25 protein-coding genes and 1 pseudogene are annotated in these 26,122 nt (G+C 55.5%); 10 read left to right on the top strand and 16 right to left on the bottom strand.

Annotation, left to right across the window (positions count from 1 at the left end; genetic code table 11):
- Positions 1-12: 12 nt before the first annotated feature.
- The 11 genes from HB376_RS05410 to HB376_RS05365 all read right to left on the bottom strand — a co-directional run bounded on the left by HB376_RS05410 (position 13) and on the right by HB376_RS05365 (position 8,634).
- The gene (locus HB376_RS05410) at positions 13-1,173 is read right to left on the bottom strand and encodes a type IV secretion system protein (protein WP_213762410.1); all 1,161 of its coding nucleotides are present in this window, start codon (positions 1,171-1,173) and stop codon (positions 13-15) included.
- A complete protein-coding gene (locus HB376_RS05405) occupies positions 1,170-3,608 on the bottom strand; it encodes a VirB4 family type IV secretion/conjugal transfer ATPase (protein WP_213762409.1) in 2,439 nt (812 codons plus the stop codon). Before HB376_RS05405 ends, HB376_RS05410 begins: the two co-directional genes overlap by 4 nt.
- Before the next feature lies 1 nt (position 3,609).
- Positions 3,610-3,930: a VirB3 family type IV secretion system protein gene (locus tag HB376_RS05400; RefSeq protein WP_213762408.1), complete on the bottom strand. Its 321-nt coding sequence runs from the start codon at positions 3,928-3,930 to the stop codon at positions 3,610-3,612.
- 28 nt (positions 3,931-3,958) lie between these two features.
- On the bottom strand, positions 3,959-4,300 hold the full coding sequence (locus tag HB376_RS05395) for a TrbC/VirB2 family protein (protein ID WP_213762407.1): 342 nt from the start codon (positions 4,298-4,300) through the stop codon (positions 3,959-3,961).
- A gap of 50 nt (positions 4,301-4,350) precedes the next feature.
- Positions 4,351-5,004, bottom strand: coding sequence for a lytic transglycosylase domain-containing protein (locus HB376_RS05390; protein ID WP_213762406.1), 654 nt, complete (start codon positions 5,002-5,004; stop codon positions 4,351-4,353).
- On the bottom strand, positions 5,004-5,579 hold the full coding sequence (locus tag HB376_RS05385) for a hypothetical protein (protein ID WP_213762405.1): 576 nt from the start codon (positions 5,577-5,579) through the stop codon (positions 5,004-5,006). The genes HB376_RS05390 and HB376_RS05385 overlap by 1 nt, the downstream gene beginning before the upstream one ends.
- Positions 5,580-5,922: 343 nt before the next feature.
- The gene (locus tag HB376_RS05380) at positions 5,923-6,207 is read right to left on the bottom strand and encodes a hypothetical protein (protein ID WP_213762404.1); all 285 of its coding nucleotides are present in this window, start codon (positions 6,205-6,207) and stop codon (positions 5,923-5,925) included.
- Positions 6,200-6,433, bottom strand: coding sequence for an AlpA family phage regulatory protein (locus tag HB376_RS05375; RefSeq protein ID WP_213762403.1), 234 nt, complete (start codon positions 6,431-6,433; stop codon positions 6,200-6,202). Before HB376_RS05375 ends, HB376_RS05380 begins: the two co-directional genes overlap by 8 nt.
- Positions 6,434-6,549: 116 nt before the next feature.
- Positions 6,550-7,086, bottom strand: a complete 537-nt coding sequence (locus tag HB376_RS05370; RefSeq protein WP_213762402.1) for a hypothetical protein — start codon at positions 7,084-7,086, stop codon at positions 6,550-6,552.
- A gap of 170 nt (positions 7,087-7,256) precedes the next feature.
- The gene (locus HB376_RS41675) at positions 7,257-7,484 is read right to left on the bottom strand and encodes a hypothetical protein (RefSeq protein ID WP_346730444.1); all 228 of its coding nucleotides are present in this window, start codon (positions 7,482-7,484) and stop codon (positions 7,257-7,259) included.
- A gap of 217 nt (positions 7,485-7,701) precedes the next feature.
- Complete coding sequence (locus HB376_RS05365; protein WP_213762401.1) at positions 7,702-8,634, bottom strand: HTH-type transcriptional regulator ArgP; 933 nt, start codon at positions 8,632-8,634, stop codon at positions 7,702-7,704.
- 292 nt (positions 8,635-8,926) lie between these two features.
- Between HB376_RS05365 and HB376_RS05360 the strand changes: the two genes are divergently transcribed.
- Entirely contained in the window at positions 8,927-9,124 is a 198-nt protein-coding gene (locus tag HB376_RS05360; RefSeq protein ID WP_213762400.1) for a hypothetical protein, read from the top strand.
- 169 nt (positions 9,125-9,293) lie between these two features.
- On the opposite strand, the gene HB376_RS05355 is transcribed toward HB376_RS05360, so the two are convergent.
- From HB376_RS05355 to HB376_RS05340, 4 genes are all read right to left on the bottom strand, one after another.
- The gene (locus HB376_RS05355; protein ID WP_213762399.1) at positions 9,294-10,412 is read right to left on the bottom strand and encodes an FAD-dependent oxidoreductase; all 1,119 of its coding nucleotides are present in this window, start codon (positions 10,410-10,412) and stop codon (positions 9,294-9,296) included.
- A 307-nt stretch (positions 10,413-10,719) separates the two neighbouring features.
- Positions 10,720-11,592 carry an N-formylglutamate amidohydrolase gene (locus HB376_RS05350; protein ID WP_213762398.1) on the bottom strand — a complete coding sequence of 291 codons (873 nt, stop codon included), beginning with the start codon at positions 11,590-11,592 and terminating at the stop codon, positions 10,720-10,722.
- A gap of 207 nt (positions 11,593-11,799) precedes the next feature.
- Positions 11,800-13,239, bottom strand: a complete 1,440-nt coding sequence (locus HB376_RS05345; protein ID WP_213762397.1) for an FAD/NAD(P)-binding oxidoreductase — start codon at positions 13,237-13,239, stop codon at positions 11,800-11,802.
- Positions 13,232-13,621: a (2Fe-2S)-binding protein gene (locus tag HB376_RS05340; RefSeq protein ID WP_213762396.1), complete on the bottom strand. Its 390-nt coding sequence runs from the start codon at positions 13,619-13,621 to the stop codon at positions 13,232-13,234. Before HB376_RS05340 ends, HB376_RS05345 begins: the two co-directional genes overlap by 8 nt.
- A 385-nt stretch (positions 13,622-14,006) precedes the next feature.
- Here HB376_RS05340 and HB376_RS05335 point away from each other — a divergent pair, with 385 nt between their 5' ends.
- The 3 genes and pseudogenes from HB376_RS05335 to HB376_RS05325 all read left to right on the top strand — a co-directional run.
- On the top strand, positions 14,007-14,282 hold the full coding sequence (locus HB376_RS05335) for a hypothetical protein (protein WP_213762395.1): 276 nt from the start codon (positions 14,007-14,009) through the stop codon (positions 14,280-14,282).
- A gap of 318 nt (positions 14,283-14,600) precedes the next feature.
- Complete coding sequence (locus HB376_RS05330) at positions 14,601-15,740, top strand: porin (RefSeq protein ID WP_213762394.1); 1,140 nt, start codon at positions 14,601-14,603, stop codon at positions 15,738-15,740.
- A gap of 286 nt (positions 15,741-16,026) precedes the next feature.
- A pseudogene (locus HB376_RS05325) lies at positions 16,027-16,686 on the top strand (class II aldolase/adducin family protein); the annotation flags it as partial.
- Between the two features lie 497 nt (positions 16,687-17,183).
- Here HB376_RS05325 and HB376_RS05320 read toward each other — a convergent pair.
- Positions 17,184-18,095, bottom strand: a complete 912-nt coding sequence (locus HB376_RS05320) for a LysR family transcriptional regulator (protein ID WP_213762393.1) — start codon at positions 18,093-18,095, stop codon at positions 17,184-17,186.
- 204 nt (positions 18,096-18,299) lie between these two features.
- Here HB376_RS05320 and HB376_RS05315 point away from each other — a divergent pair, with 204 nt between their 5' ends.
- The 6 genes from HB376_RS05315 (at position 18,300) to HB376_RS05290 (ending at position 26,107) form a co-directional block, all read left to right on the top strand.
- Positions 18,300-19,385, top strand: a complete 1,086-nt coding sequence (locus HB376_RS05315; protein WP_213762392.1) for an ABC transporter ATP-binding protein — start codon at positions 18,300-18,302, stop codon at positions 19,383-19,385.
- Between the two features lie 9 nt (positions 19,386-19,394).
- Positions 19,395-20,234, top strand: coding sequence for an ABC transporter permease (locus HB376_RS05310; RefSeq protein ID WP_213762391.1), 840 nt, complete (start codon positions 19,395-19,397; stop codon positions 20,232-20,234).
- Position 20,235: 1 nt separating this feature from the next.
- Positions 20,236-21,030, top strand: coding sequence for an ABC transporter permease (locus HB376_RS05305; protein WP_213762390.1), 795 nt, complete (start codon positions 20,236-20,238; stop codon positions 21,028-21,030).
- A gap of 31 nt (positions 21,031-21,061) precedes the next feature.
- On the top strand, positions 21,062-22,126 hold the full coding sequence (locus HB376_RS05300) for an extracellular solute-binding protein (protein WP_213762389.1): 1,065 nt from the start codon (positions 21,062-21,064) through the stop codon (positions 22,124-22,126).
- A gap of 237 nt (positions 22,127-22,363) precedes the next feature.
- Positions 22,364-24,442 carry a hydantoinase/oxoprolinase family protein gene (locus HB376_RS05295; RefSeq protein WP_255631171.1) on the top strand — a complete coding sequence of 693 codons (2,079 nt, stop codon included), beginning with the start codon at positions 22,364-22,366 and terminating at the stop codon, positions 24,440-24,442.
- A 24-nt stretch (positions 24,443-24,466) separates the two neighbouring features.
- The gene (locus HB376_RS05290) at positions 24,467-26,107 is read left to right on the top strand and encodes a hydantoinase B/oxoprolinase family protein (RefSeq protein ID WP_213762388.1); all 1,641 of its coding nucleotides are present in this window, start codon (positions 24,467-24,469) and stop codon (positions 26,105-26,107) included.
- The last annotated feature ends 15 nt before the right edge of the window (positions 26,108-26,122 follow it).

The raw sequence follows: 26,122 nt of genomic DNA, 5'->3' as shown, positions 1-26,122 counted from the left end.
CACCTCACACACTCAACTGCCCTGTCCCAGATTGGCGCGTGCGGCCCGCTGGTACGCGGGTAACGCGCCGTTCCCTGAAGCTGTTCCACCGCCCCCCGAACCCGTCCGGTCGCGAATCTTGCCACCGGAGCCCGGACCATTTCCGCCACGGGTTAGCGCCTGTCCAATCGCTGTAGCAATGCGGCGCGATGCGACGCCCGCCACGAATGCGCCGAACCCGGACAGGGTGGCGCCACCCGAGAGGCCCGACGCCACGGACGGTAACTGCCAGCCGACCATCGCCAGGAAAATAGCGGTTGCAAACATGCCAAGTGCCGCGCCCCACGCTGCCGACGCTTCCAGTGCCGCCTGCCCCGCAGCAACGAGCGCAGCCGCATTGGCTCCGGGCGGCGATGTCGTCACCTGGAACGGCGCAAGCTCGGCCGAGAATGCCGTCAGGGCCACGCCAAGGAAGGCGGCAACGAGCACCTGCAGCAGCGCGTAGTTCGCGACCTTCGCGGTCCACGCCTCGAAGAATCGGGCAGTGGGTGCGAACGCGGCGCAGGCAATGAAAATCGGCCCGATACCGAGCACAAGATCAAGCAGCATGCGCCCCATCACGACCTCAAATGCAAGCACGATCAGGAAAATCGAACCACCAATCGCTGCGACGAACCCGCACGCCGTATCGCCAATCGCAGCGGCAATCCCGCTGGGGCTGAGCCCCTCGTGCGTGGCCTTCTCCGAGTAGGCGTCCAGTACGAGATCGATTTGCTGGTCATAACAGTCGAGCGTCTGGTAGATACTGGTCGCGCTCGCCGCCGTCACACTGCTGCCGCTCACCGACCCGCAACCGGGATTGCCGCCACCCCTCGTATTGGCCGCGTTCTGGATGGTCTGGGCGAGACCCGAGGTAGCGCCGCTCACCGCCGCCACGACCTGCTGCTGGTAGATGCCGCTGCCGAGGGCAAATGCGAGAATCGCGGCAACCTTGAGCCCACGCCATGCGAAAGCCGGTACCGCCTCGTGTGCCTCGCCACGCACGATGGCCAGACCATAGGCAATGATCCAGATCGTGACCGCGGTGGTCACGATGGGAACGAGTGCGCCGGAGAGCGCCGACGACACATTCGTGACGTAGGTCGACATGCCGTTCTCGAGCGTGCCGCCGATCGCGCTAAAAAGGCCGCTCATCGCACGCCTCCCTTCTGCGCCGCGCGGCGCTTCGCTAGTTGGGCGTGGAAGACTGGCAACCACACGTCGGGATTGTCCCCGACCTGCGCGCGGATCGTATCGAGCAGCTCCACGTTATCGGTCGTACCGGACAGCACGTCGAGCACGTCGCCCAGCCCCGCGAGATCGAGCCGGCCGATCGCCGAACGATGCCCCTGCTTGACGAGAAACATGCGGCTGTTCTCGCCAAGATTGCGCACGATATTGAACTCGGCCTCGGTGAGCTTGAACCCGTGTACGTAGTCGTCGTAGTCGGCCCTTGGGTTCGGCAGAAAGAAGAAGGTCGCGCTCTGCTCGATCAATGCACGCGCGATATCACTGCGCAGCACGTCGGCCGGAGACTGTGTGTCGAAAATCCCCAGGCCGTTCTGCTTGCGAATCGTCTTCTGCTTGTTCTTCGCGAAATCCGTGAAGACGGGGTCACCCAGCCGCTTCCAGAACTCCGTCATCACATAGATGAAGCGCCGGCCGTCGATCACGCGTTCCGTCAAGTGCAGCAGGTACATCGTGACGGGCGTCGACACTTCAGAGTCATCGAGCAGTTCGGTATCGTCGAAGCCGAAGAGGTTCGAGCGCGTGAGATCCACGCGATCGGTCGGATTGTCGAGCACCCAGCCAAGCCGGCCGCCTGCGCACCATTTAGCGAGTCGCGCGTGCAGGCTGTTCTCGCCGACGTTCGGCAGTAGCTGCCGGACCATCGACAGACGCCGCAGCGATTTATCCATTCGGGCGACTTCCCGCACCGCGCGCGAGATGTCGAGCTCGTCCCTCGCGGACAGCCGTGTACCTATATCGACAAGCTTGCGCACGAGCCGCTCCCAGAAGTCGAGCACGGATTCATTGGGCGTCATCTGAAATGGATTGAGCCCCGTTGGCTCGCCACGGCGAAACACCGTATAGATGCCGCCCATCGCCCGGATGGCGATCTCGGTACCGCGGTCCTTGTCGTACAACACGGCGGTCAGACCGAACTTCGTCGCCATCGCGAGCAGGAACAGCTCAAGCACCGTCTTGCCCGCACCGGCCTGACCGATAATCTGGGTGTTGGCAAGAGCCTTCTCGTCGCCCGAATCCTGCTTCTCCGGCGTGACGTGGAAATTGAGGTACAGCGGCTGGCCGCTCGGCGTCTTGACGATAGTGATCGCCTCGCCCCACGGGTTGCCGTCGCGCTTGCCCGTCGCGAAGTTGTGCAGGCTGGACAGGCCACAGAAATTGCGGGACGTGAGCTTGGCCTCGCGCGGCCGGTAGCGCCAGTTACCTGGCAACTGGGCGAACCACGCGGCGTCGGCCACGAGATCGATCAGTGCCGTCTGGAACCCCGCGTCGGCGAGCTGTGTGCGAGCCTTCGCAACATGCTTGGACACATCCTCTGGCGTATCAGCCAGCACCGCGAGCGAATAGTGAAACTCGCCCAGCACAAAATCACCGTTGATCAGGTCATTGAGCGCCTGATCCATCGCGTTGACCTGCGAGACCGCCACATCCTCGCCGGCAATGAGCTGGTTGCGCTGCCGCTCAAGCGCTTCCTTCGCGCTGGGCTTGTCGAGAATTGTGAAGCTCTGCGTTTCGATATATTCGAAGTCGCCGTACAGCAGGCCGTTGAGCATGCCCGGCTCGGTTTCCTCGGGATAGTCCTTCAGGTCAAGCAGCGCGGCATGCCGCGTGGCAGCCGGCATGCGGATTTCGACTTTCTCGACGCCGACGAACAGGCGTGAGGTCGGCAACGCTTCGCGAATAAGTCCAAACGGAACCGGCTCCGGCTCCCAGACGCCGTTGACGAGATAGCCGAGCAGTTCCAGCGCCGACGAATACCGGCGAGACCGCTTCGTGTACGGGTTCGGTTTGCGATAAACCCCGAGCGCGACCGGATCGTAGGGTTTCAGGCTCGACTCGAGCTGAGCGGCGAGTTCGTCCATGACCTTGAGTGCGTCCTGCTGGTCGCGCCTGATGTCGTCTCGCGTGCGACGCGCGGCGCGGCTGAAAATACGGCCAATTTTCGTACGGTTGGGCCGGTAGACGAGCGTCAGGTAGAGCTCGTTGGCCATCATCCGGTAACCGGCGAAGCTGGCGTAATAGCGTGTGGCGAGCTCCTGGCAGAAGCGGTTGCCATAAGGTGTGGCGAAGTGGTCCGAGACACGCCGGCGCAGACGATGCGACCAGAGTGCCACATGGCCGCCAGGCAAAGCACGTACCAGTTGATTGAACCCGTCGTGACGCACAAGGATGTCGGCCGGATCAGCGGCTTCAAACGCGATGCCCGCCAGTTTCCAGATCCGCAAGTAGTCGCCTTCGCGCGTCCTGATCACGTGGTCTGTGACGTGCGTCGAGTAAGGGATGGTGTCGGCGAGTGCAACCTCCCGATTCGCAACCCGGACGTATTTCGGATCGGCCGGCATCTCACGCCCTCCTCTTGAGGCGAACGGGCACATAGGCGTGAATCCCCCAGAAGCGACGGTTGCCCTGGCGGAAAGCCATGCGCAGGCGCAGCGCATATTGCGCGAGGCGTTGGTCGTCGCGTCGGGTGATGACGCGCATCGCAACGAACACCGGAATCATCAGGAACAGCAGCCCGACACCCGTCGGTGGACTCGCGAGCAGTGCCCAGATGGCCGGGATCAGCATGCCACCACCAACGATCAGGAACGGAACCAGCGGTACGCCCCAGAGCATCGCGGGCCGCGTGCAACCCTTGAAGACGGGATCCCTAAGTGAGTTCATAAGCGGATTCATGGTTCGTCGCTCCCGATCAGCTCGTCGGAATCAGCATGCCGGCGATCACCGTCGCGCAGCCGACAAAGAGACCACCGATGAACACGTTCGCAATGTCGCCGAAGCGAGCGTGCTGGAACATCATCCGGAAGCCCGCCCAGATGATGGAGATCGAGCAGATGACGCCGCCCACGCCGAGCAGCGTCGTCTGGATCGTGGTCAGCAATGTGTTGACCTGAGAGAGCTGTGCCCAGGCCGGAGAAGTGACCAGCAGTGTGATGCACATGGCAGTGGTTCGCCGTGCTGCCCGACGGCTGGCAAGGACTACGCTCGGGGTGCCCGAATGACGCTCCATACTGATATGTATTCCTAAATTCATGACAAACTCCTTTCCACTTGAGATGGTTCTGCTATCGTCTGGCCGCCGGACTAGAACACCACGGCGCTACGGTCTGAATCGCCGTCGGGTCTACCTGGTGATATCTCCGCCGGCTCCGATACCGGATGCCGGCCCTGTCGAGATCGTGTCGCCTGGGTTGGCACGTCGGAACTGGCCGGACCGACGGGAATTGGGGCAATGGACGGCACGACGACAGGTGCCGATGGCGGCACCTGGATTCCGGCGCCACTGATCACGCGCTGCACATAGCCCGTGCGATAGCCCGTCGAGAAATTGCCGCTTGCATAGCAGGACAGGCTCGCGCGCAGGGCCGACTGTGCATCGCGCCGGGCATCCGCCTGCGCGCGTCGCGCTAGTTCGAAACAGCCCTGCAGGATCGCGGCGCCCGCAGCTAGGTTGCGGCATGGCTCGAATGCACTCTGCTCGTTCAGCCCATATGCGAGCCAGTTGGCGCGATTCACCTGCGCGAGCCCGACGCTGAAACTCCGGCCACCGGCGGCAAGCGCATGCGCCGTGGCCACTGCCTCGGCTTGGCTCGCCGGCTGACGCACCAACCGGCCGTGCACAACGCCGATCGCATACGGATTAAATCCGGATTCCGTCCGCACAATCGCCGCCAACGTAACCAGTGAGACTTGAGGCGCACATTGCGCCGCGAGCGCAATGAAATCGAGCGGCAGCATCACTGACCTCCACCGCTGAAGCTGTTTTGCTGCCCGATCTGCTGCAGGAACAGCGCGGCAGACTGCGACGGGTCGTACGGCACCTGTGTACTGCCCGCACCGTAGAATTCGGTGATCGTCGGCCCAGGTCCCGCTACGTCCCACCAGACGTGGGTATAGAGTTGATTGTTGATATCGACGTTAATTGCCCCGGTGGCGCGGCACAGCAGTTCGCTCTGCTCGTGACCGCCCCAATACAGGAGGTCTTCCCGGCAGTAACCGCCGCTTGCAAAAGTGTTGGTCGCGAATGTTCCCTGCGAGCCGCCTGCGCCGAAACCACAGGTCGGAAAGGGATCGCCGTGACGCAGCGCACGCCACAGCTTCTCGATCGGCGGCACGCACCCGCTGTATTGCTCGGGACCGCTCGGATTTGAAAGGCAGAGCAAAACCTGGCAACCCCAGTCGTCCGCATGGGCCAGACAGGGCGCGAGGATCGATGTCTCGGCGAACAATGCGAGCGCGACGCACCACCGGTGCAGGACACTGCGCATCGTTCGCAACCGACGCCCCTCCACGACCAACTGAAACCGTTTCATGATCCGCTTCCTTTTATCCATGCCGCACCGGCGTACAGGAACGGAAGCGGGGAAAAAGGAACCCGCGGCGCCGGGAGGCTCACCGCGGGCTCAAGGGGGACCAAATACTGGAAAGCAACAACGCCTGCAAACGCAGGCACACGTCATGACACAAGCACCATGTACACACGCATCCATTGGTACGTCGGGGCCGCTCACGCGCACTCGGTCGTGCCGCTCGCGCATTGGCACGTTGACCGGAACAGATTGTTGAATTACGAACGAAGCCTCACCGCCGGCGCGCGAGATTGATTCGCGCCCGCCATCTGCTCCGTTTTTCAGCCTATTGCCATACTGTGCTGCCTCATGGTCTCTCCATCAGCAGACCCGCCAACGCCCGCTTCGCCGACGCCAGTTCAAGTTCATACCGGCACCACGGATACCGTGGAATCCTGAGCCGCCGGCAAACCACCTCACGTCCGGCACGCCACAGGTACACCGTGCGTAATAAATCCCGCTGACGCGTGGCAAGCCGCTGCCACGCCTGTTCTATGCGAACGGCGTCCACCGGATCATACGGACCGCGACCCGCACTCGCCCAGTTATCCAGGCGGGCGTCGATAGAGCGCGGCGTCGAACGCTCATGCATCGCGGGCCTCATCATCAGACGGGGGCGCGCGATACCCAGCGGGATTCTCAAGAAACAGCTCGATATCAGACGCACGCCATCCGACAGCCCGCTCACCCAGACGGATCGGGCGCGGAAACGTTCCCTCCTGCATCCGCTGGTAGATCGTCGAGCGCTTCAGGCCAACTTGCTGCTCGACCTGACCGCGCCGCAATATCGCGCCCGTTCCTCGCAATTGACCCGACATGGCCACCCTCCCGCTGTTCTGCCCGAATGAGTTGCTGCACAGGTCCCATTCAAGCAGCGGTAGCGCCTGACGGGCAATTCCGTCATATCGTCGGAATGTCCCGTCAGAGAGTGCGTTCAGCGATGGCGCCCGTCCTTCTCGTTGACCGAATCCGGCCTCAGTGCGGCTGCAAAGGTCTGGGCACTGCGCGACGCTTCGCCATTCGCCTGCCCTTTGAGGCCGAGCTTCTCGTCAATGGCGCGCGCGACAGTGGAAGATTTGGGGGGACGTTCGGGATCCCACTGCGACCAATGCTCTCGCATCACATCGAAGAGCGCCTCGAGCGTCCCGGTCAGATGAGGAAGACGAACAATTACGCCGTTCTGCAGTTCAGGCTCTGCACGGGATTGTCCGGGCTGGGTATTGGGGGCAGGCACGGGCGACCGCTCCAGCTTGCGCTCGAGATGTCCCGCCCAGACGTGATGCATGACTACCGTTCTGGCGATAGCAAGTTCCAACAATTCGATACGGCGGTCACGCCCTCTCAAGCGAGCCGCCAGTCGCGCAATTGCAGCCCGCGACGCTTCGGCCTGCTGGCGCCAGTATTCAAGGCTGAACTGGACAGTATCTTCCTGCCGGGCTGAATCAGAATGATTGTCGGTCGATTCGGGCATATCCTCTCCAGTTCTGCGCAAAACCGCTTGATCCCGGAGTAGATACCCCCCGGTCACGACGCGACTGGATCAGATACTCCGACACCCCCCGGAAATGATTGTTAAATGTCCTTTATGTTTTCTTTAATCTAATGAATACATCAGCATGGATCAAGGCTGCTGTGCCAACGCTACGAAAATTTCCCGCGATATAGAAAAATTAACCGCTTCGGACAATACCCCCGAGAGCGTGCCTGCATAGGCCGCGTCCAAGGCAAATCACGAGATGCGGTCGCGATTTCTCTTAGAAAGGTCATCGCTTCGCCGGCGGGATCAAAGGGAACGGGAATATAGTCGTGGCGATAGTCTGCAACCGTATTGCACGGAATGCTAGCCGCTGCCAGTTTGCGGCTGATCATGGCAATAAACCCGACTGCATCGAGACTCGAATGAACCGGTAAGGTACCTGATGCGCTGGCCGGGCATCGGAGCGATACCGGAAGCAACTGCCTTACGTTTTCGGGCTTCCACTGTCGCTCCTGGTCGCACTAGCATCTCGGTCGCGCACCAACGCCTTCTCTCGTGAGTCGAATCAACTGCCTGCGTCGCATCGGCCAAACTCTCCCCCCCGAACACTCAGTCCTCGACCGCTCTCTCGTCCCGCTTATCGAGCGACGCTGGCGGCAATTGAGTCAACGCCTGGCGCGCGTGCCGAATGACCATTTCGCTGATCGCGCTTGCATTAGGTGGCGCCTTCTCCCAATGGTGCCAATACAGATCGACGCAAGCTCTGCTATGTGGTGCGAGGGCGACCAAATCACCGGAATCAAGAAGCGGCTGAACCTGCATGGACGGCACAAGACCATAGCCCACCCCAGCCCGCACCGCCATCAGCAAGGCCACCGGAGACGGGAAATAATGCACGGCATAGCCGCTTATGGGGAATCCGAGCAAGCGATCAAGGAATGCCGCATGTATACCTTCCTTGCGATTAAGCAGCACAGCCGGTGCAGCTAGGATATCGTGCAGATTAAGTCCCTGGGGAAAATGCGCTTCACAAAATGAGGGGGTGGCCACGCACTCGTACTCCATAGCGCCAATGGCCTCCGCCACAAATCCAGTCGGCGCGCTGCTTGCCGTGGAAACACAGCCAATCGCCTCGCCGCGTATCAACACCGCCAGAGTGAAATCCTGATCATCCACTATGAGTTCCAGCGCAAAATTTTCCTTGGCAATAGTACAGGCAACGGGTTCAAACCATGTCGCTAGCGAGTCTGCGTTGACCCCGACCGCAATCTTCGTTCGTCCATAGAAACCAGGCTTGATTTGTTGGAGTGTGTCCGCTTCCATTAGTTTGAGGACTTGGATGTGCCGGAGAAGCGCTTCGCCCGCAGGCGTCGGTACGTTCCCGTCGCGCACGATCAACGACGTCCCAAAGGCTTCCTCCAACGCAATGATTCGTTGCGATATTGCACCGCGAGTAACATTCAACGCTTTAGCGGCGATGCCGAAGTTCCGCAACTCCACCACTACAGAGAACGTTTCCAGGTGCTGTCGATCGAAGATCACGGTCTCAACGCGTCTCGCTTAGGTCCAACGTCGAACGCCTGCGGCGTATAGGACGATCGCCGGCCTGAGCCCATTGCAACTGTGCTGCTCCGGACAATCGTCCTGTCCGGCAAAAGTACGATCGCGTAACCCAAGAAGCCGATTGGGGCGACAACACCCCACTTCGTATATCGCGTTCGATTGTAACGATGTCCCGATCGAACGGACTGCTAAATGGAACCGCAGAGATTGACAATAACATTGTAGAGAACACGCTGCCTGTAGTTAGTGTGATCCGTAAGAATTCCTATTCATGGGCGTCGACGGCGGCGGCCGCGCTGCCGCCGTCTACCCCTTATTGGCCGTGCAAGCTCATCCACATTGTGCAGGCTACCCGATCAGTCGTATCGACGAATTGTCGCCCTCCGACGGGGTTGCGCAGATTCCGACTAACGACCGCGTCGAACAGCGCACCATTCGTCCGTCGCAGTCAACAACGGTGTTTGCATGACGCTTACGTTCGTAACGCAGGTCCGCCAGATGACGTCGGCAGTGTACTCGGGCACGTCGAATTCTTGTCAGCTATACATCCCTCGCTCGAAGACCAACCTGCCTGTTTGTCATTCCAAAAGCCACGACATTGCGTCGTAGATCGAATTTCAGCGGACAAAGCGGCTGAATCAATCTACTAATTTTGGTTCAAATCGATTTATGGAGAAGGCGTCAAGAGCGACGTCCGTCTTGCCTTCGATGACTATTTCAGACAGCACTTCTCCAACGCCGGGCGCAAGAAGGAAGCCACCCCCAGAAAAGCCAAAAGCGTGTAGGAGCCGCGGTACGGTAGGGCTGCAACCAATGACCGGATTTGAGTCAGACGTTGCTCCCTCCACGCCGCTCCATGTACGAATCAGAAGGGCGTTGGACAAACCTGGAATCATCGATATTGCGATCTCCATCGACGTAAGCACCGAGTCGACCGACGCGTGAGCGTATTCACCGTCGCCGTAAGCTCTTCCGCCGCCTATGACACAGTTTCCGCGCGTCACTTGCCGGGCGTAAAAGCCACCTCCATAAATCCCCACATTCATGGGGATGAGTGCCGGCAGTGGTTCGGTCACCCACATGCTCGGATAGATTGTCTTCGTGGGAACATCATCGCCCAAGCGACTGGCCAACTGGCCTCCCCATGCACCGGCCGCGTTAATCAGCCAGTCCGAAGTGACCCAGCCACTGTCCGTCCCTATCCTGAACAGTCTACCGTCGTGCTCGACTTCAGTTATCGGGGTGTTCTCCAGAATCTTTGCCCCAGCAGTCTTCGCCGCTCGGGCGAAGGCCGGGGAAATCAGCCGTGGATTTGCGTGACCGTCGATTGCACACAGCGACCCACCTACCGCAGCCTCGCCCAGCCAAGGATAGCGCTGCCTCAAGGTTCTGCCAGCTAAAACTTCCAGTTGAAGGCCATGCTGCGCAACAGTCTTGGCATATAACTCGAGTGCTGCGAGGTCCGCTTCACTGCGCGCCAAGCGCAGATGACCGGATACTACAAACTCGCCGTCAATCCCGATGTATTCAGGAAGTGAATTCCAGATCTTGCGGGCCCGCAGCGCTAGCGGCAATTGTTCGACCGGACGGCCCTGGCACCTCACTCCGCCATAGTTAACCCCGCTCGCTTGCGCCCCGCAGAAACGCCTTTCAAACAGGCATACCCGAAGACCACGCCGGGCCAAAGCCAACGCAGCCGATGAACCGACGAGTCCGCCACCTGCTATGACGACGTCATAGTGTTCAACATCGCTCACACGAGTTCCTCTCTAATATTGTCTGGTGCTTCGCCCTTCAGATGCTAATTGGCAAATCCCATCGGTCGTACTGATGTCAGAGAGCTCTAGGTTCCCGCAATGATCGTCAGCATGGGCCGTGAACAGGGACACCCTATCGCGGTCACAGGATGAGTCGATGTGACCTACGATCTAATCAAATGCACAATTGCTTTTGAAGTAACCTAACGACGGTGGTGAGTCTTTCGCGGCTGACCGAGTTCAACTGTGTTGAGGTAAACCCAGCCCTCTTGAGGATGATCACTGCGGCAAGAGAGTGCCGTCGGCGTTATTTCGTCGACCGATCCTGAGCATAGGTCACGATCTTCCTAGCAAGACCGGCCATTTCATCAGCAATCCGCGACGCTTCGACCCGTCGGATTTCCAGGGATTTCTCATCCATGTACAGATCGCGAACAATTTCGATCTGCAAGCTATGTTTGCCGCGATCTGGCGAACTATGTCTACGTATTGCCTCAGCTCCAGCAAAATACCGGTTAACGGAAACTGTGTAGCCAAGTGCTTTAAGATGTTCAGAAACGAGTTCGACAAGCTCCGGATTGCAAGTCGTGCCGCGACGATCGCCAAGATCAAAATCTGTACGTCGATGAGCGAGTGTGCCCTTCGAAGCAGGATGCATTGCCTTCATGCTGTGGCAACTAAGGTGATAAGCCACGCCTATTTTTTTATGGGCTGTATCCAGCAACCGCCCCAGTTCCGCATGATATGGGAGGTACAGTTCGTTTAGGCGACGCTGTACTTCGGCAACAGGAAGCGTTGCCGGGTTCAATTCGATATCGCCAATTTTTCTCGGTATCAAGCCACTTCCTGCCTGCGCCTTCTCGGATGGAAGCAGAGTCGTCGGCCATTGTCCCTCGATCTGAGCAGGGTCGATATCTGCATCGTTCCTGTTTGGATCAATGACGGCGTTTGGAAAGCAGGCGTAGAGCCAGGTCGCACCACCCTCTACGACTTTGCTATAGAGTTCTTCGACGTACAGGGATGCGGAGTTCCGGATGCCGGCGACGGTCGAAGGGCTCGCAAACCACCCCGGAAGTTCCCGCCCGCTGCGTGGGATATCAAATACAACCGGATCAACGTCGCCGTGCGACGTTCGCGCATATACGCCGGGCGCGGATACAACGTAGCGTGTTTTAGGCATATACATCTCCGTCTTCTACACGTGGAAAAGAATTACGGGTAACTGGGAAAACTAACTATCAATCTCAAGAATCGAAGTATTTATTGTGTACTGTTGAAAATTACCTTGACCTACACTTTTTTCAGCGATCGCAACTTCCGGTATCCACCTAGAAGGTAGATTTGTTGACCCAACACGTATGGGAATTCTTATTGTTGTTCTCCATTCTTACTCGCCTCGCAATGTTGACGTACTAACCGTACGGTACCCAATGATTAGCGCCGGGGAGATTGCTATTGGTTTGACGGGAGCCTGACCTCTAATCCGTCCCACTGCCGAAAGCGGTTTGCCAATGGCGTGACTCAGAACGTGCGCAGCCGCCTCGCCACACATCCGACCTTGGCAGCGTCCCATACAGACACGTGTGAGCGCTTTGAGACGATTCACCTCGGAGATGCCATCAGTCGTCACACAGGTTCGCAACTCCCCGACGGTCACTTCCTCACATCGGCATATGACCATTGAATCAGGCCAGTCTGCCGAAGGATTCGACGGAGGAGGGAAAGCAGCTTCGATACCGGATCGGAAAATTGCCGCGCGTCGAAGTTTCCGGTCCAGGACGAGATCAAGTTTGTCTGAATTGAAATCTGGCAGTGCAACTCCGATGTCGTCGAGCAATGCAAGCGCTGCGCGTCGACCAGCCAGCTCCGCAGCGTCAGCGCCCCCAATCGAGGCACCGTCACCGGCGAGATAGAGACCGGATACCGAACTTCTCCCGCTAGCATCCCGCTCCGGTAACCAGGCTTTTTTTGCCTCATCAAAAAAGAATCGGCATCCGGCGAGATCGGCAAGCTGAGTTTCCGGTCGTAAGCCGAAGCTCAAGCCTACTCCGTCACATGCAATGGTTCTGATCTCGGCGGACGTCTTGCCAGTATTCCGTCTCCATCGAATTGCTTCTACCGCACAATTCCCCAAAATTTCCACCACCGTCGCGCTATGCTCGACGCGAACACCATGAGCCATCAGCCAACCGACGTAATAGACTCCTTTAGCAAATGTATGCGGATCCCACAGAAGACGAGGTGTTGCAGCAGCCTGTTGAGCCAAAGAATTGCAGTCTAAAACTGCGGCGACTTTGGCGCCCGCCTTGACGTACTGATACGCGACCAGATAGAGCAATGGTCCGGTACCGGCCAAAACAACCCTCTGTCCTATCACGCATCCCTGCGATTTCAGCGACACCTGCGCAGCACCGAGCGTATACACACCAGCCAGCGTCCAGCCCGGCGCTGGTAAAACCCGGTCTGTAGCTCCACTGGCGATGATCAGATGCGAGAATGGAACCGTTGAACTTTGCGCCTTAGAGATAACGTGCAGCCTTTGCTGCTCAAATCCCCAAGCGACGGTCTCGGGCATGTAGTCGACATTTGGAAGAATCGAATCCATTGTTGCATGGAGCGATTCGGCCTTTCTGAATTCAAATCCATAGAGGCTGCGTGGCGTACGTCGGAAACCGGAATTGGGCGGCGGCTGACGATATATCTGCCCTCCACACCTTATATTTTCGTCGATCATAACCGGGCGAATGCCAGCCGAGACAAGCATTTCGGCTGCCCGAATCCCTGCGGGGCCGGCCCCTATGACCACCACGCTCGGCTTCTCACTCATTTTTCGTTTCCTCGGTTACAGGCACCAAACCTGTAACCAATCGCATGGCATCCTCGATCAGGGTGGAACAGCCACGAACTTTTTTCCCGTTTTCGCACATTACCCAGCAGTCCTGACATGCACCAATAAGGCAGAATCCGGCTCGGAACGTGTCGCTGAAGTCGGCTCGTCTCAAATGCCGCTGCTGGGTAAGGATCGCTGTCACAACAGTGTCTCCCACGAGTGCGGAAACTCTCACTCCGTCGATAAAAAAATTAACCGGGCTTCGCGTTTCTTCCGCAACGCGAACTAGCTGACCTTCCCGCTCCCGAGCTCTAGCGAAAGTGATTTCTGATGGCTTCAGTGACGGTTCATTTTTTCGATGTACTGTACGTAATGGCATCTAATACGACCTTTTAAAAACTTAACGCGAGCGTAATAAGATATCGAATGTTTACCATTATTAAATTGTTCGAAACCTCATTAACTTGCCGCTGCAGCGCATCTGCGGAACCGCTGTTCTTTCGACGCTACGAGTGCAAATATTGGCCATCGAGGATGTGTTAAAGGATTTTGGATAACATATCTGCATTCCTTCCAATTCTACGCACGGTCTCGAAAAAAACATCATTCCCATACGTGATGGCCTTCATGCAAAACGTCAATGTGAGATCGATTTTTGTCAACCATATGCTAGGTGTCACATAAGTTCAGCCCTCGGACCCGCCTTCACTTGGAGGCTGATCTCATGGACATAGGAAAACCCTATTATAATTTGGAGCTCTTGAATGGCTATTTTTCGACGAAAAGTTGATCTGCCTGCATTGGGTGCATTGTTGTTCGCCACTGATGCCTTTTCGCAATCCCCAGTGACGCGCTATGGTCTCGTCGATGACGGTGTTCGATGCGCGAACAATCATGGGGGCCGCTTCGAAGCCAACACGCAAAACGGCGCACTCGGAGGCAGTGATTGGGGGCTGCTCGGAGCCGAAGATATTGGCTCCGTCCTAAAGGACATTTTCAGGTTAGGAACTTTCTCCGATCGTGTTCCTGACGTGGCGTAATCAAAGTTATGCCGTAAGAAACAACGTATCCGGATTCACCAACATGCCCGCACTCCCGAGTTTCCTGTCGGGCTACTCCCTGGAGAATGTGAGCCTGCATTAGTGGGCGGTTCTGCCAGTTCTTCGGGAATCTATGGTCGATCGGAGGCGAGGCGTATTCGGGCGAAATTCGAATGCGCAGTCTCATTGATTTTTTTGATTCGTGTAATAAATAGTTAGGTAAGCGAGATAAATAATATTTAATTTCATATATATTATGTTACAACATAATTATGTTTAAATTATTATTTAGTTATACTAATGTATTGGGAGATTAAGATGAAAAAAATGATGTTGACCTTGGCTCTTGGTGCTGTGGCCGGTGCGGCTAACGCACAGAGTTCCGTAACTCTGTACGGAATCGTAGATGACGGCATTCAATACAGTACCAATCAAGGCGGGCATTCCGAGATCAACATGCAGTCGGGAGCCCTCGGTGCCAGCAATTGGGGGCTAACTGGTGCAGAAGACATTGGTGATGGAGTCAAGGTTGTGTTCAGAGTGGAAAACGGTTTTACTACGAATAACGGAGCATTTTCTTCTTCCGGTTATGAGTTCAATCGTCAGGCATACGTCGGGCTCGACGGGCCATACGGAGTGGTAAAGTTAGGGCGGCAATATGACCTATCGTATCTCGACGGGGTTGGGCCGCTGGCGGCGCCTATCCGTGTGGCTGGTGGCCTGGGTGACAGCCCTGCCGATATGGATAACCTCTTTGGAGATTTCAATATCCAGAATGCGGTCAAGTACATCACGCCGGATCTCGGCGGGGCACACTTCGGAGCGCTTTACGGTTTCGGCAATACAGCGGGCGCGGTGAGCCAGAAACAGGTTCTTAACTTCATTAGCACGTATGCGAGAGGACCGGTCTCTCTTGCGGCCGGCTATATGAAGGTTAACAGGCCTGCTACCGCCGTCTGGGGGGGCAGCGCAGACGCGGTCGCAAATAGCGCTTTTTCTGATCCACTAACGAACCCGATTAACAGTGGCTACGCATCCGCGAGATCCTTGCAGATTGTCGATCTCGGTGCGTCGTACTCGTTCAATCCGCTAGTGTTGGGCGCTGTGCTTACCCAGACGAGCTACCAGAATGTCGTCCGGACGTCGAGCACCCCGTTTTCCGGCACAGCAATCTTCAGGACCGCTGAAGTAAACGCTTCAGCTTTTATAACCCCTGCGTTGTACGGCGGGGTTGCGACAAGCTATACCTACAGTGATACGGCGCACTATGTGCAAGTTGACGCAGGCCTGAAGTACTCGCTTTCAAAAGCGACGCGCCTTTATCTGATCGGGGCGTGGCAGCATGCGGCTGGAACCAACTCGCTCGGGAAGTCGGCCGTTGCTGACCTAAACGGATTTGTGGCTTCGACGACGAATAATCAACTCGCGTTTCGCGTCGGTATTCGACATAGCTTCTGAGATTGAGTTTGAGTACAGGGTATCGGCGATCCGGTTGTCCAGAGATTTACTGGCAGTCGGATCGAATATGAATTGACTGCATCGTGTAGTCAGGAGATCTATGAGCAAAGTGGAATGGGCTACAAGGCTTGAGTTGGCCGCATGTTACAGATTGATTGCGTTCTATGGAATGATCTGTCTAGTGTATACCCACATCACGGCAAGGTTTCCGGGGCCAGTTGAGTACGCCCTGACCATTCCGTACGGAATGCTTTACGAAGAAATTGCAGCGTAGAGCCTTGTAAAAGTTGATCTCGAAGGGAATGTCATCGATACAGGGAGTATCGAGTATGGAATTAACCGCGGCGGTTATGTAATTCACAGCGCAGTTCATACTGCTCGTCACGATGTCAAATGCGTGATTCACACGCATACACGTCCCGGTATAGCTGTCTCCGCTACGAAATGCGGGCTACTACCCTTGCCACAGACCGCGATACGATTTGCTGAGATTGCTTACCACGACTACGAAAGCGTTGCGCTCAGGTTCGATGAGCGCACTCGACCGATAGCCGACCTGGGAAAGCTGGATTCGATGATCCTTCGTAATCATGCTCTACTCATGGCCGGCGCGACCGTCGCTCAGGCGTTCGATCTGATTTACTGGCTTGAGATGGCGTGCAAGATTCGAATTGACGCCGTTACATCGGGGGTTGAGTTGATGATGCCGCCGCAGGCTATCGTGGATGAGACGTATCGCCTGTATCGTCTGGAAGTAGGGAGATCATTCGGTGAGATGGAGTGGCCGGCGATGTTGCGTTTTTTGGATAGTAGAGACTCTTCGTTCAGGGACTGGAAATTAACTATGATGCGGGTCGGTAACGCGGTTATTTTTCACCGGGTCAGCGGTGATATATGGAACATTTTTAAAATAGTTTTACGAAATGGGCACCACAGTACGTCATAAAGTAGATCCTGTCCGCGGCAACCAGTGGGTTTAAATATTTTCCATGTTCGCACCGGAAATTTCGTTCCGGTTCTGGTCGGACGCAGGCGAGTCCAATGAGATTGAATATCTCATCGCTTTTCGTCCACCAGAGAGATTGGACGAATTACTTCTCAGATTAAAAGCCGTTTTCGCGGTATCGGCATCAGCGCATTGCAGTCTCTGAGCAATCAAGAGGTGTTGCTTCTTGTCCCCATGCGACTCATGCGGGCACAAGATTTCGATCGTTTTGCTAGACGTTTTCTCGTCCTATGAAAGCGCACGTATTGGACCGCTGCGCTCTTTATTTAGAGGCAAGATACGCCTGTTATCCCGCCAGTGACAGCCTTTGAAAGCGCTTATAGTACTGCAAATGGGTTCGACTTTCACCTTTTGCGAATCAACCTATATAGTACATACATGACTCTTCCTATCGGACTACTTTTTCGCACGAATAGACTCTACACGTGCCGCGGTAATTACTTGTTGAGCGCAAGGGCAGGAATCGCACTCTCAACAATCATCCTTCTAAGCCACGCATGCGAAGCGAGCGGGTCGTTCCGAGAATGCCATAGCATTTGAACCGGTTGAGGTCGTATTTCGACGGGCGGGGGGAGCAGTGCAATTGCATCCTTATAGGGCGTGTCGCTGATTGTGGCTGGCGGCAAGATGCAGATGAGATCGGTATCCTTGAGAATTGCCGGTACCACCGTGAACTGGTTGACAGTTAGCACGATCTTTCTCGCATGGCCTAATTCGGACAGTTGTCTATCAATCATGGTCGTGCCACCAGCAAGGCTTATGCATAAATGTCTGGCATCCAAGAATCGCTCGATCGTAAGCGTTTCCCGGGCGAGTGGATGGTCCTTCCGCATCGCGCAGACGTAGTTCAGTTTGTGGAGCGCAGCGAATCGGGATGCCGGGCTTATAAACGGGAAAACGCCCGCGGCAACGTCAATCTCTCCATGTTCCAGAAGTGCATTGACGTTTTCTAAGTGATGCGGCCGTATATGAAGACTTATGTTAGGTGCTGCCCGCTCAACGACAGCGATCAAGGGCCTGATAATTTGCGAAACGAGGTAGTCGGACATAGCCAGCCTGAAGGACAGGTTTGCGGTCGCCGGGTCAAATTCGTCGGGGTCCAGCACCATGTGCATTTGCCGTAGCGACTCGGTAATCGTTGGCCAGATCATTTCGGCTTTGGCGGTTGGCGTGACCCCGTGAGGGGATTTCAGAAACAGCTCGTCGTGAAGAACATGCCGGAGGCGCGCGAGGGCATTGCTCACAGCCGGTTGGGTCATATGAAGCAGCCCTGCTGCCTTTGTAACATTGCGCTCCGCCATCACGACATCGAATACACGCAGGAGATTGAGATCCATCTTCGGAAGCATATAATTCTCTTATATGGAAATATGTAGCAAAAACTTTCTCATATGCCGAAAATACACCGACATTTGCTGACACGCTAGCAAGGCAAAATTGTACTCGCTATTGATTTTAGTGATGACCAGCATAATTCTGGTCTATTTCGTTTGGATGCAGAAGCACGCTAGATTCGCTGGGCATACTTGTGGTTTAGAAATTGGGAGTGGACCTTGGAAGACGCAGTGGTTAAGTTCGTTGCAATTTTTAAACAGTATGGAAACTTCCATATTTTGAAAGGCGTTGACCTCGAAATTCGACGAGGGGAATTCCTGACCTTGCTCGGTCCGAGCGGCTGTGGCAAGACCACTCTACTGAGATTGCTCGCTGGATTCGAAGACCTCACTTCTGGAGATATTCTGATCGAGGGGCGCTCCATAAGAGGCGTTCGGCCCCATCAGCGCCCCGTAGGCATGGTCTTCCAGAATCTCGCATTATTTCCCCATTTGACCGTCGAAGGGAACGTTTCGTATGGCCTCCTCGGCAAGAAACTGACCAAGCAGCAGATGAAAGCGGAAGTGGAAGGAGTGCTTTCGCTGGTCGGGTTAAGTGGCTTCAATACGCGAAAAATCGGTCAGCTAAGCGGAGGTCAGAGGCAGCGTGTCGCTTTGGCACGATCGCTGGTTGTCAAGCCTAAAGTTCTTCTGCTTGACGAGCCATTCAGCGCATTGGACGTCAAGCTCCGGCTGCAGCTTCAGGGCGAACTCAAATCGATACAACAGCGGGTTGGTACGACGTTCGTGTTTGTCACTCACGACCAGGACGAGGCATTGGCGATGTCCGATCGGATTGTCGTGATGAATAAGGGCTGTGTCGAACAGATAGGAACACCCGAAGAAATCTACCACCGTCCCTCAACTGAGTTTGTTGCGCGTTTCGTCGGCGAGGCGAACCTCTTTACCGCGGAGTCGGGCGAAGACGACAGGGGAGATCCAATGATTACTGTGCCAAAGTTGGCTCTCACCGTGCCGTTCAACCCGCCTGCTGAAAACGCGTGGCCACGCGGTTGCTTCTGCATTCGACCCGAAGCCATTTCACTCACTCAACATCATATTGCTGGTGCCGTTCCCGCTGAGGTCCTGAATCGTCGGTATTCGGGCTCGTCTATGCGGCTTGATCTGACCGTGCATGGAACCCTGCTTATCTGCCGCGTTCCCAGCAATCATCCACTTGGGCCACAGCTTCAGGTCGGTTCAAAGTGCTTCGCCTCGGTCGATAGCTCTCAGATCGTCTTTCTTCCAGATAGTGCGCAGTGCTGAGGAGCGAACATGAGTTCAAGTACATCCGTTCGTCGAATGGCTAGCCTAGGGGCCTGTGCGCTTCCGGCAGGGCTAGTGATGATTTTCCTGTCTGCTTCCATCGTTTGTTTGTTGCAGGTAGTTTTCAAGAACGGCCTCCACGGTGTGCTGGCTATTCTGCATCGCCCAGACTACGTGGAAGTAGTTGTCCGAACTCAGGTGATATCGGTAGCTGTAGTAGCGATTTGCGTATTGCTTGGCTATCCGCTTGCAGCTTATATCGCATCTACCACGTTGCCGCGCAATCGCCTTCTTTTGTTCGTCGTACTCCCTTGGCTGGTCAGTATCGTCGTCAGATGTCTAGGATGGGTCACGTTGCTAGGGCCGGCGGGTCTGATAAACAGTTCGCTGTCCCTTTTGGGGGTAAAGCGCGTATCCCTTATGTTCAATAATGTTGGGGTAATCATCGCGAGCGTCCACGTTCTCATGCCGTTTGTCGTCCTGTCGATCTTAGGCGCGTTGCTCCAGATTCCTAAGTCGCTGTTCGAGGCTTCGAATAGTCTGGGGTCTGATAGGTTCGCGACGTTCGTCCGTGTGACGCTACCTTTGACGAGCCCGGGACTGATATCCGGGGCAATGATTGTCTATTTGTCGTGCTGCGGTTCCGTGATTGCTCCACTCATGCTTGGCGGGTTAGGGCAAAACATGGTCGGTACGCAAATCTACACCGACATATTCACATTTTTCGATTTTGAAAAAGCAGGTTCGCTGGCATTGATTCTTGTGGCATCAAGCCTGATCGTGATCTTGCCGATGTTGATTCTTGAACGGAATATTACGCGGCGAATTTCGGTCGGAAAGGAGACGTAAATTGCGACGTTTAACTGTATTGGGCGTAGTCGCGTGGGCGGCCATCGCATTTCTCGCTTTGCCGTTGATCGTCGTGATTGCATCGTCGTTCACGGCCAACGGTGACCTCTCATTCCCTATCGGCGGATTTAGCCTCGAGGCCTACACGCGCCTGCTGTCAGATGAGCAATGGCTCAATTCGATCAGAAACAGTTGTGTTATTGCTGCGGCGGGGGCTGTTGTAAGCACCACGATCGGCTTTTCTATGGCAATAGTGAACGTGCGCAATTCTTATCGTGGTAGGACCCTTGTCGAGGGTGTCATTCTCGCCCCGCTAGTTCTCCCGCATGCGGCTCTAGCCATCGCTTTATTCAGTCTCGAGAGAAGCATCGGGATCATTGGATCATTCTTCGGGATCTTAGCTGCACATATTGTCATCACGTTACCGTTCGCATATCGCCCATTGATCACCGCGTTCAAGCGGTTCGATCAAACGTATGCGGAAGCGGGCAGCATTCTTGGCGCCCCTCCCGGCCGGGTGTTCCGCACGGTAATCATGCCAATACTGAAACCGGCCATCGTAATCTCGCTCCTTTTCACGTTCATCATTTCGTTTGATGAGGCAACTGTAACGTTGTTTCTAAAAGGTCCGAATACTACTACCTTGCCCGTGATGATCTTTGGGGAAATGCAGGAAGGTACCGGCCTGGTGGTTCCGGCAGTATCCACCTTACTGATCACCGTGACGATCGGTCTTGTGATGGCCATAGAAAAGATGGTGGGGCTCGATGTTTTCGTAACGAGCGAAGCCGGTTAACAGTTGTTCTTGGGAATGAGGGGACTTTAAGATGAATCGGCGCGATAGCTTGAAAATCCTGTGTTCGGCGGCGGCCGGAAGCCTTCTGGCCGCAAAACTCAATAACTCGTATGCAGACTCAAAAGAGCTTCTGTTTTGCAGCTACGGTGAAACGACTACATCAAGTTGGAAACAGGCTGCCGCGGCTCCGTTCAAACGCCTAACAGGCATCAACGTAGAGTTCGCCGAAATTCCAAATCCGTCGGCCGCGCTCATCGGAAGTGCCGGAAGTGGCACCTACGACCTTGCTCTCACGACGTTCATTGATATTCCGAATCTGCGGCGTAACGGCGCGATTGAGGAATTCGACGCTGCAGTGTTCCCCGAAGCACAGAAGCTTCCTCCGCGTTATCAATTGATCGGAGAAAACGGAAAGGTCTCGGGAGCGGCTGCGTTCCAGATGTGGTACGGAATTACCTATAACAAGCGTCTGGCAAAATCCGACGATTTCAAATCCTGGTCGAATCTCGCTAATCCAAAATGGAAGGGGCGATTAGCTCTAAACCGACCCCAATGGGGTGCCGCCTATGATCTCTCCATCCTTTCTAAAGCCACGGGAGGCGACGAAAGGAATGTAGACAAAGCGGTTGAACTCTACAAGCGGATTGCAAGCAATGCGGTTACCGCCTATACGTCGATCACACACATGATGCGATTGCTGTCGCGCGGGGAGATTGCGGCGGGGCCGTTCTATTCCCAAGAGACATTTCGCATGATCAGGACCGGAAACGCTGACATCTCCATGGTCATTCCCGACGAAGGTGCGCTCGCGCTACCGTACGCAATAGTGATTCCCAAAGGCTCGAAGAACATCGAGCAAGCGAAGCAGTTCTTAAGATTTGTGTTTTCTCAACAGGCAGCGTTAGGACTAGCCAATAATGATCCTGTTCTTCCGATCGATCCGTCAGTAAAACTGCCGGACGCCGTGGTTCAGCGGATCGGAGCTTCTGCTCAGCAGATTGAGGCGAAGCTTTATCAGCCGGATTGGAGCATCGTTGAGGCCGACTGGAAGCGACGGACAGCAATCTGTGAACAGGTCTTCGCAAACAGGGCCTGACAAACGCGGCAGTTCTCTCGCGCTTCGAGAATAAAAGACAAGCCGCAGGGACCTATTGACTCGGTAGCGCTTGTGTTCGAGATGCCGCATCGAAAAAGCGGCTACTCCCATGTTTCTTGTCAATGAGACACATACAATTTTTTTATGTCTTTCAAACCTGTATTACGTATAGTCTATTCAGGTGTGTAACAGAAATTAAAGCGTCATTTAGCTAACTGAATAATTTTGGAGTACGAAATGCAACAGATGGACGGTGTCGGAGGCGAACCCTCCACATTCCGTGTCAGTTTTGACGTTGGTGGCACGTTCACGGACTTTACGTTGTTGAATGAACAGGACGGAAGTATTCAGTATTTCAAGGTCGCATCGACGCCGTCGGATCCTTCGATAGCAATTCAAGCGGGACTGGATGCATTGCTCAAGGAACACAAAGTCTCTCCAAATGCAGTCAAGTATGTCGGCCACGGAACTACTGTCGCGACAAACATGGTGATCGAGAGACGTGGCGCAGATTCAGCGTTGCTCGTGACGCGCGGGTTTCGTGATGTCCTGGAGATCGGTCGGCAGACTCGTCCGGATCTTTACGATTATGGACACGTAAAGCCTCTGCCACTGATCCCGCGTTCGCGTCGTTTTGAAGTGACCGAGCGTGTAATGGCGACAGGTGAGGTATGGTCACCATTAGACGAAAGTGAAGTGAGAGAAATTGCCGTCAAGCTTCGCGAGCAGAACATTAAGGCTGTCGCCATCTGCTTCCTGCACAGCTATAAGAACAGCCGGCATGAACTGAGGGCCAAAGAAATTCTTGAAGGGGAGCTCCAGGATGCCTTCATCTCTTGTTCTTCAGAAATCTTGCCAGAATTCCGGGAATTCGAGCGGATGTCAACGACTGCATTAAATGCATATCTCGGACCGCGGATGTCTCAGTATATGGGGAGGTTAGTTGGGGCGGTTCGGGAGATGGGCATCGCGGTCAATCCTAGTACCGTTCATTCCAACGGTGGGCTCATGTCGGTAGAGTCTGTTCAGACAGCTCCCGTTCGAACCTGCGTATCCGGTCCCGCAGCGGGTGTGATTGGTGCGGCAGAGATCGGACGTGTTTCTGGTAACCATAACCTAATCACATTTGATGTCGGTGGGACAAGCACGGACGTCTCACTAATCAAGAACCTGGCTCCTCTTTACACGTCATCCCGGCTAGTCGCGGACTATCCGGTCAAGACGCAGATGATAGATGTCCACGTAATTGGCGCTGGCGGTGGAAGTATTGCGATCGTAGACGAGGCAGGCGCCTTGAAGGTTGGCCCAACAAGCGCCGGAGCTGTCCCAGGGCCAATCGCGTATGGACGGGGCGGAAAACTAGTAACCATCACCGATGCACATGTCACCTTGGGCCGTCTAAGCCCCGTTTCGATTCTCAATGGAAAGATGCCGATTTACGCCGACGCTGCCCGCGAAGCGGTTTGGGAACAGGTAGCTAAGCCGCTAGGGCTGAATGTTGAAGAAGCAGCACTTGGAATTTTGTTGATTGCGAATGCGAATATGGCTCGAGCAGTACGTGCGGTTTCGACCGAGCGTGGCTTGAGCGTGGAAGAGTTTGCGCTGTGTGCGTTCGGTGGTGCGGGAGGATTGCATGCTGCCGAACTCGCTGCTGACTGCGGTATGCGCAAAGTTCTTGTACCGCAAGAACCAGGAACGATGTGTGCGCGAGGCATTCTGCTCTCGAACATTGCAATGGACTTCGTGCGCTCAGTGATGGCGCTGGCGAGCGATGAAGGTTGGAGGGCCGTGGCTTCCACTTTCAACGACCTTTGCAAGGAGGGAGACCAATGGCTCAGTGATGAAGGAGTAACGTCTGAACGGCGAAAAATGTCTGTTGCGATTGACGCACGCTATCGCGGTCAGAACTTTGAGATTTCGGTGCGGTTCGCGTCACTCGAAATTCCGAGGTTGGAAAACTTCGTAGAGCTTTTCGAGCAGGCGCACTTAGCCGAATACGGTTATACGGCGTCGGACCATCCGATCGAAATCGTCAATTGTCGTTTATTGGCTGTCGGGATCGTTCCGCGGGCGCCCATTCAAACTGTCGAGGGTGGTGAAACGGTCGAAGGAGCTCTGAAAGAAAAGCGCGCCGTGTACTTCGGCTCCGTGGGTTGGGTTGATACGTGCGTTTTCAATCGACAATCGCTCCCGTATGCAATCCGTATTGATGGCCCCGCCATTGTTGAGGAAATGAGTTCTACCACCGTGGTACTCCCTGGTCAGGCTTTTGAAATGGATGAGTACGGAAACTTGTCGATCCTCTTAGCGCTTTAACCTGATTTATTTCGAGAAACAGACATGAATGCCCTCAGAAAGCTTGACGCGATCGCGATGGAAGTTTTTAGCAACAGGCTCTTATCAATTACGGAAGAAATGGGGAACACGCTGATCCGCTCCGCGTTCTCCAGTAACATCAAAGAGCGCAAGGATTGCTCGGTTGCGCTATTCGATGGTAGCGGACAACTAATTGCCCAAGCTTCCCATATCCCGGTTCACCTCGGCGCATTGTCAGGCGCAGTCGAGGCAGCAATAAAAAAATACGGAACCGGTATGAAGCCTGGCGACGCCTACCTTTCGAATGACGCTTATTTGGCTGGAGGCAGTCATCCGCCTGACCTCACCGTTGTAGGCCCTGTTTTCGTTGACGGCAAACTGGAATTTTTCATCGCTAACGTAGGCCACCATACTGACGTCGGAGGGGCTGTGCCCGGGTCAAACGCGCCGCACCTACGCACTGTATGGGAAGAAGGATTGCGAATCCCTTCGACCCGTATTGTCGATGATGGTGTGATGCTGAAAGACATCATTGACCTTGTGGCTCAAAATTCCCGTGAGCCGGACGACCGAGTGCATGATTTACGCGCGCAGATCGCGACAAACGAGAAGGGGCGGCGCCTGCTGCAGGAGCTTGCTGGAGAGATCGGGATGGAGAAAATCCAGCGGACGATCAACGACATTTTCTATTACACCGAGCAACGTTTGCGCAAGCGAATAAGCGAACTTCCATCGCACGTCGGAGAGTTTGAAGAGTTTCTCGACGATGATGGTTTGGGCGGTGATCCCGTGCCTATCAGGGCGTCGGTGCGCGCTATTGGAGACCGGTTGGTAGTCGACTTTACGGGCTCGGGACCAGAGGCGCGTGGATCATACAATATTCCGCTAAACGCTTTGCGAGCCAGTGTTTATTTTGCGGTGAAGGCACTTCTTGATCCGGGATTATTGCCAAACTGCGGCATGTTCGTGCCCATTGAGATTGTGCTTCCTGAGAAATCTATCATCAATCCGCAGTTCCCCGCCGCGATCGGCTGTCGTGCGACCACTGCACAACGAGTGGCTGGAACCGTGATTGGCGCACTTGGCAAGCTCCTGACCAACGGACGCCGTATGGCATCCTGCAATGATGTAATGCCGGCGATGGTTTTTTCGGGCCCATCGGGGCGACGCGGAGGTCGATTTGTATATCTCGAAACGTTAGGCGGCGGGGCTGGCGGAAGAGAGAATGGTGATGGAATGGACGGCGTACAAGTGCACATCACGAACACGTCCAATTTGCCTGTCGAAGCTCTTGAAATCGAATACCCTCTGATGGTGGAGGAATATGCTCTGGTTTCGCGCAGCGGCGGTCGTGGCGAGTTCCGAGGAGGAATGGGGCTGGCGCGTCAGATTCGAGCGTTAGACCCGGAGGTGGTGTGCTCTGTGCGGTGTGATGGCTCTATGAGAGGCGCAGAGGGGCTAGACGGCGGTGAGCCCGGGTATCCGTCACGGATTGTGATCAATCATGGGCAGTCGACCGAGGAAGTAATTCAAACTCGGGCGACGGTGCAAATGTCTAGTGGCACGACAATTCGCTTGGAAACTCCGGGAGGCGGCGGATTTGGCAATCCCGCGCAACGCGCAAGAAATCTTGTCGATGCCGACGTTGCCAACGAAGTCTGCTGATAAGTCACTGCGTTC

Origin of the sequence: Caballeronia sp. dw_19, from assembly GCF_018449515.1 — a bacterium.
GTDB lineage: Bacteria > Pseudomonadota > Gammaproteobacteria > Burkholderiales > Burkholderiaceae > Caballeronia.
The sequence above is the reverse complement of the archived record's forward strand: the minus strand, read 5'-3'. Positions and strand labels throughout refer to the sequence as shown.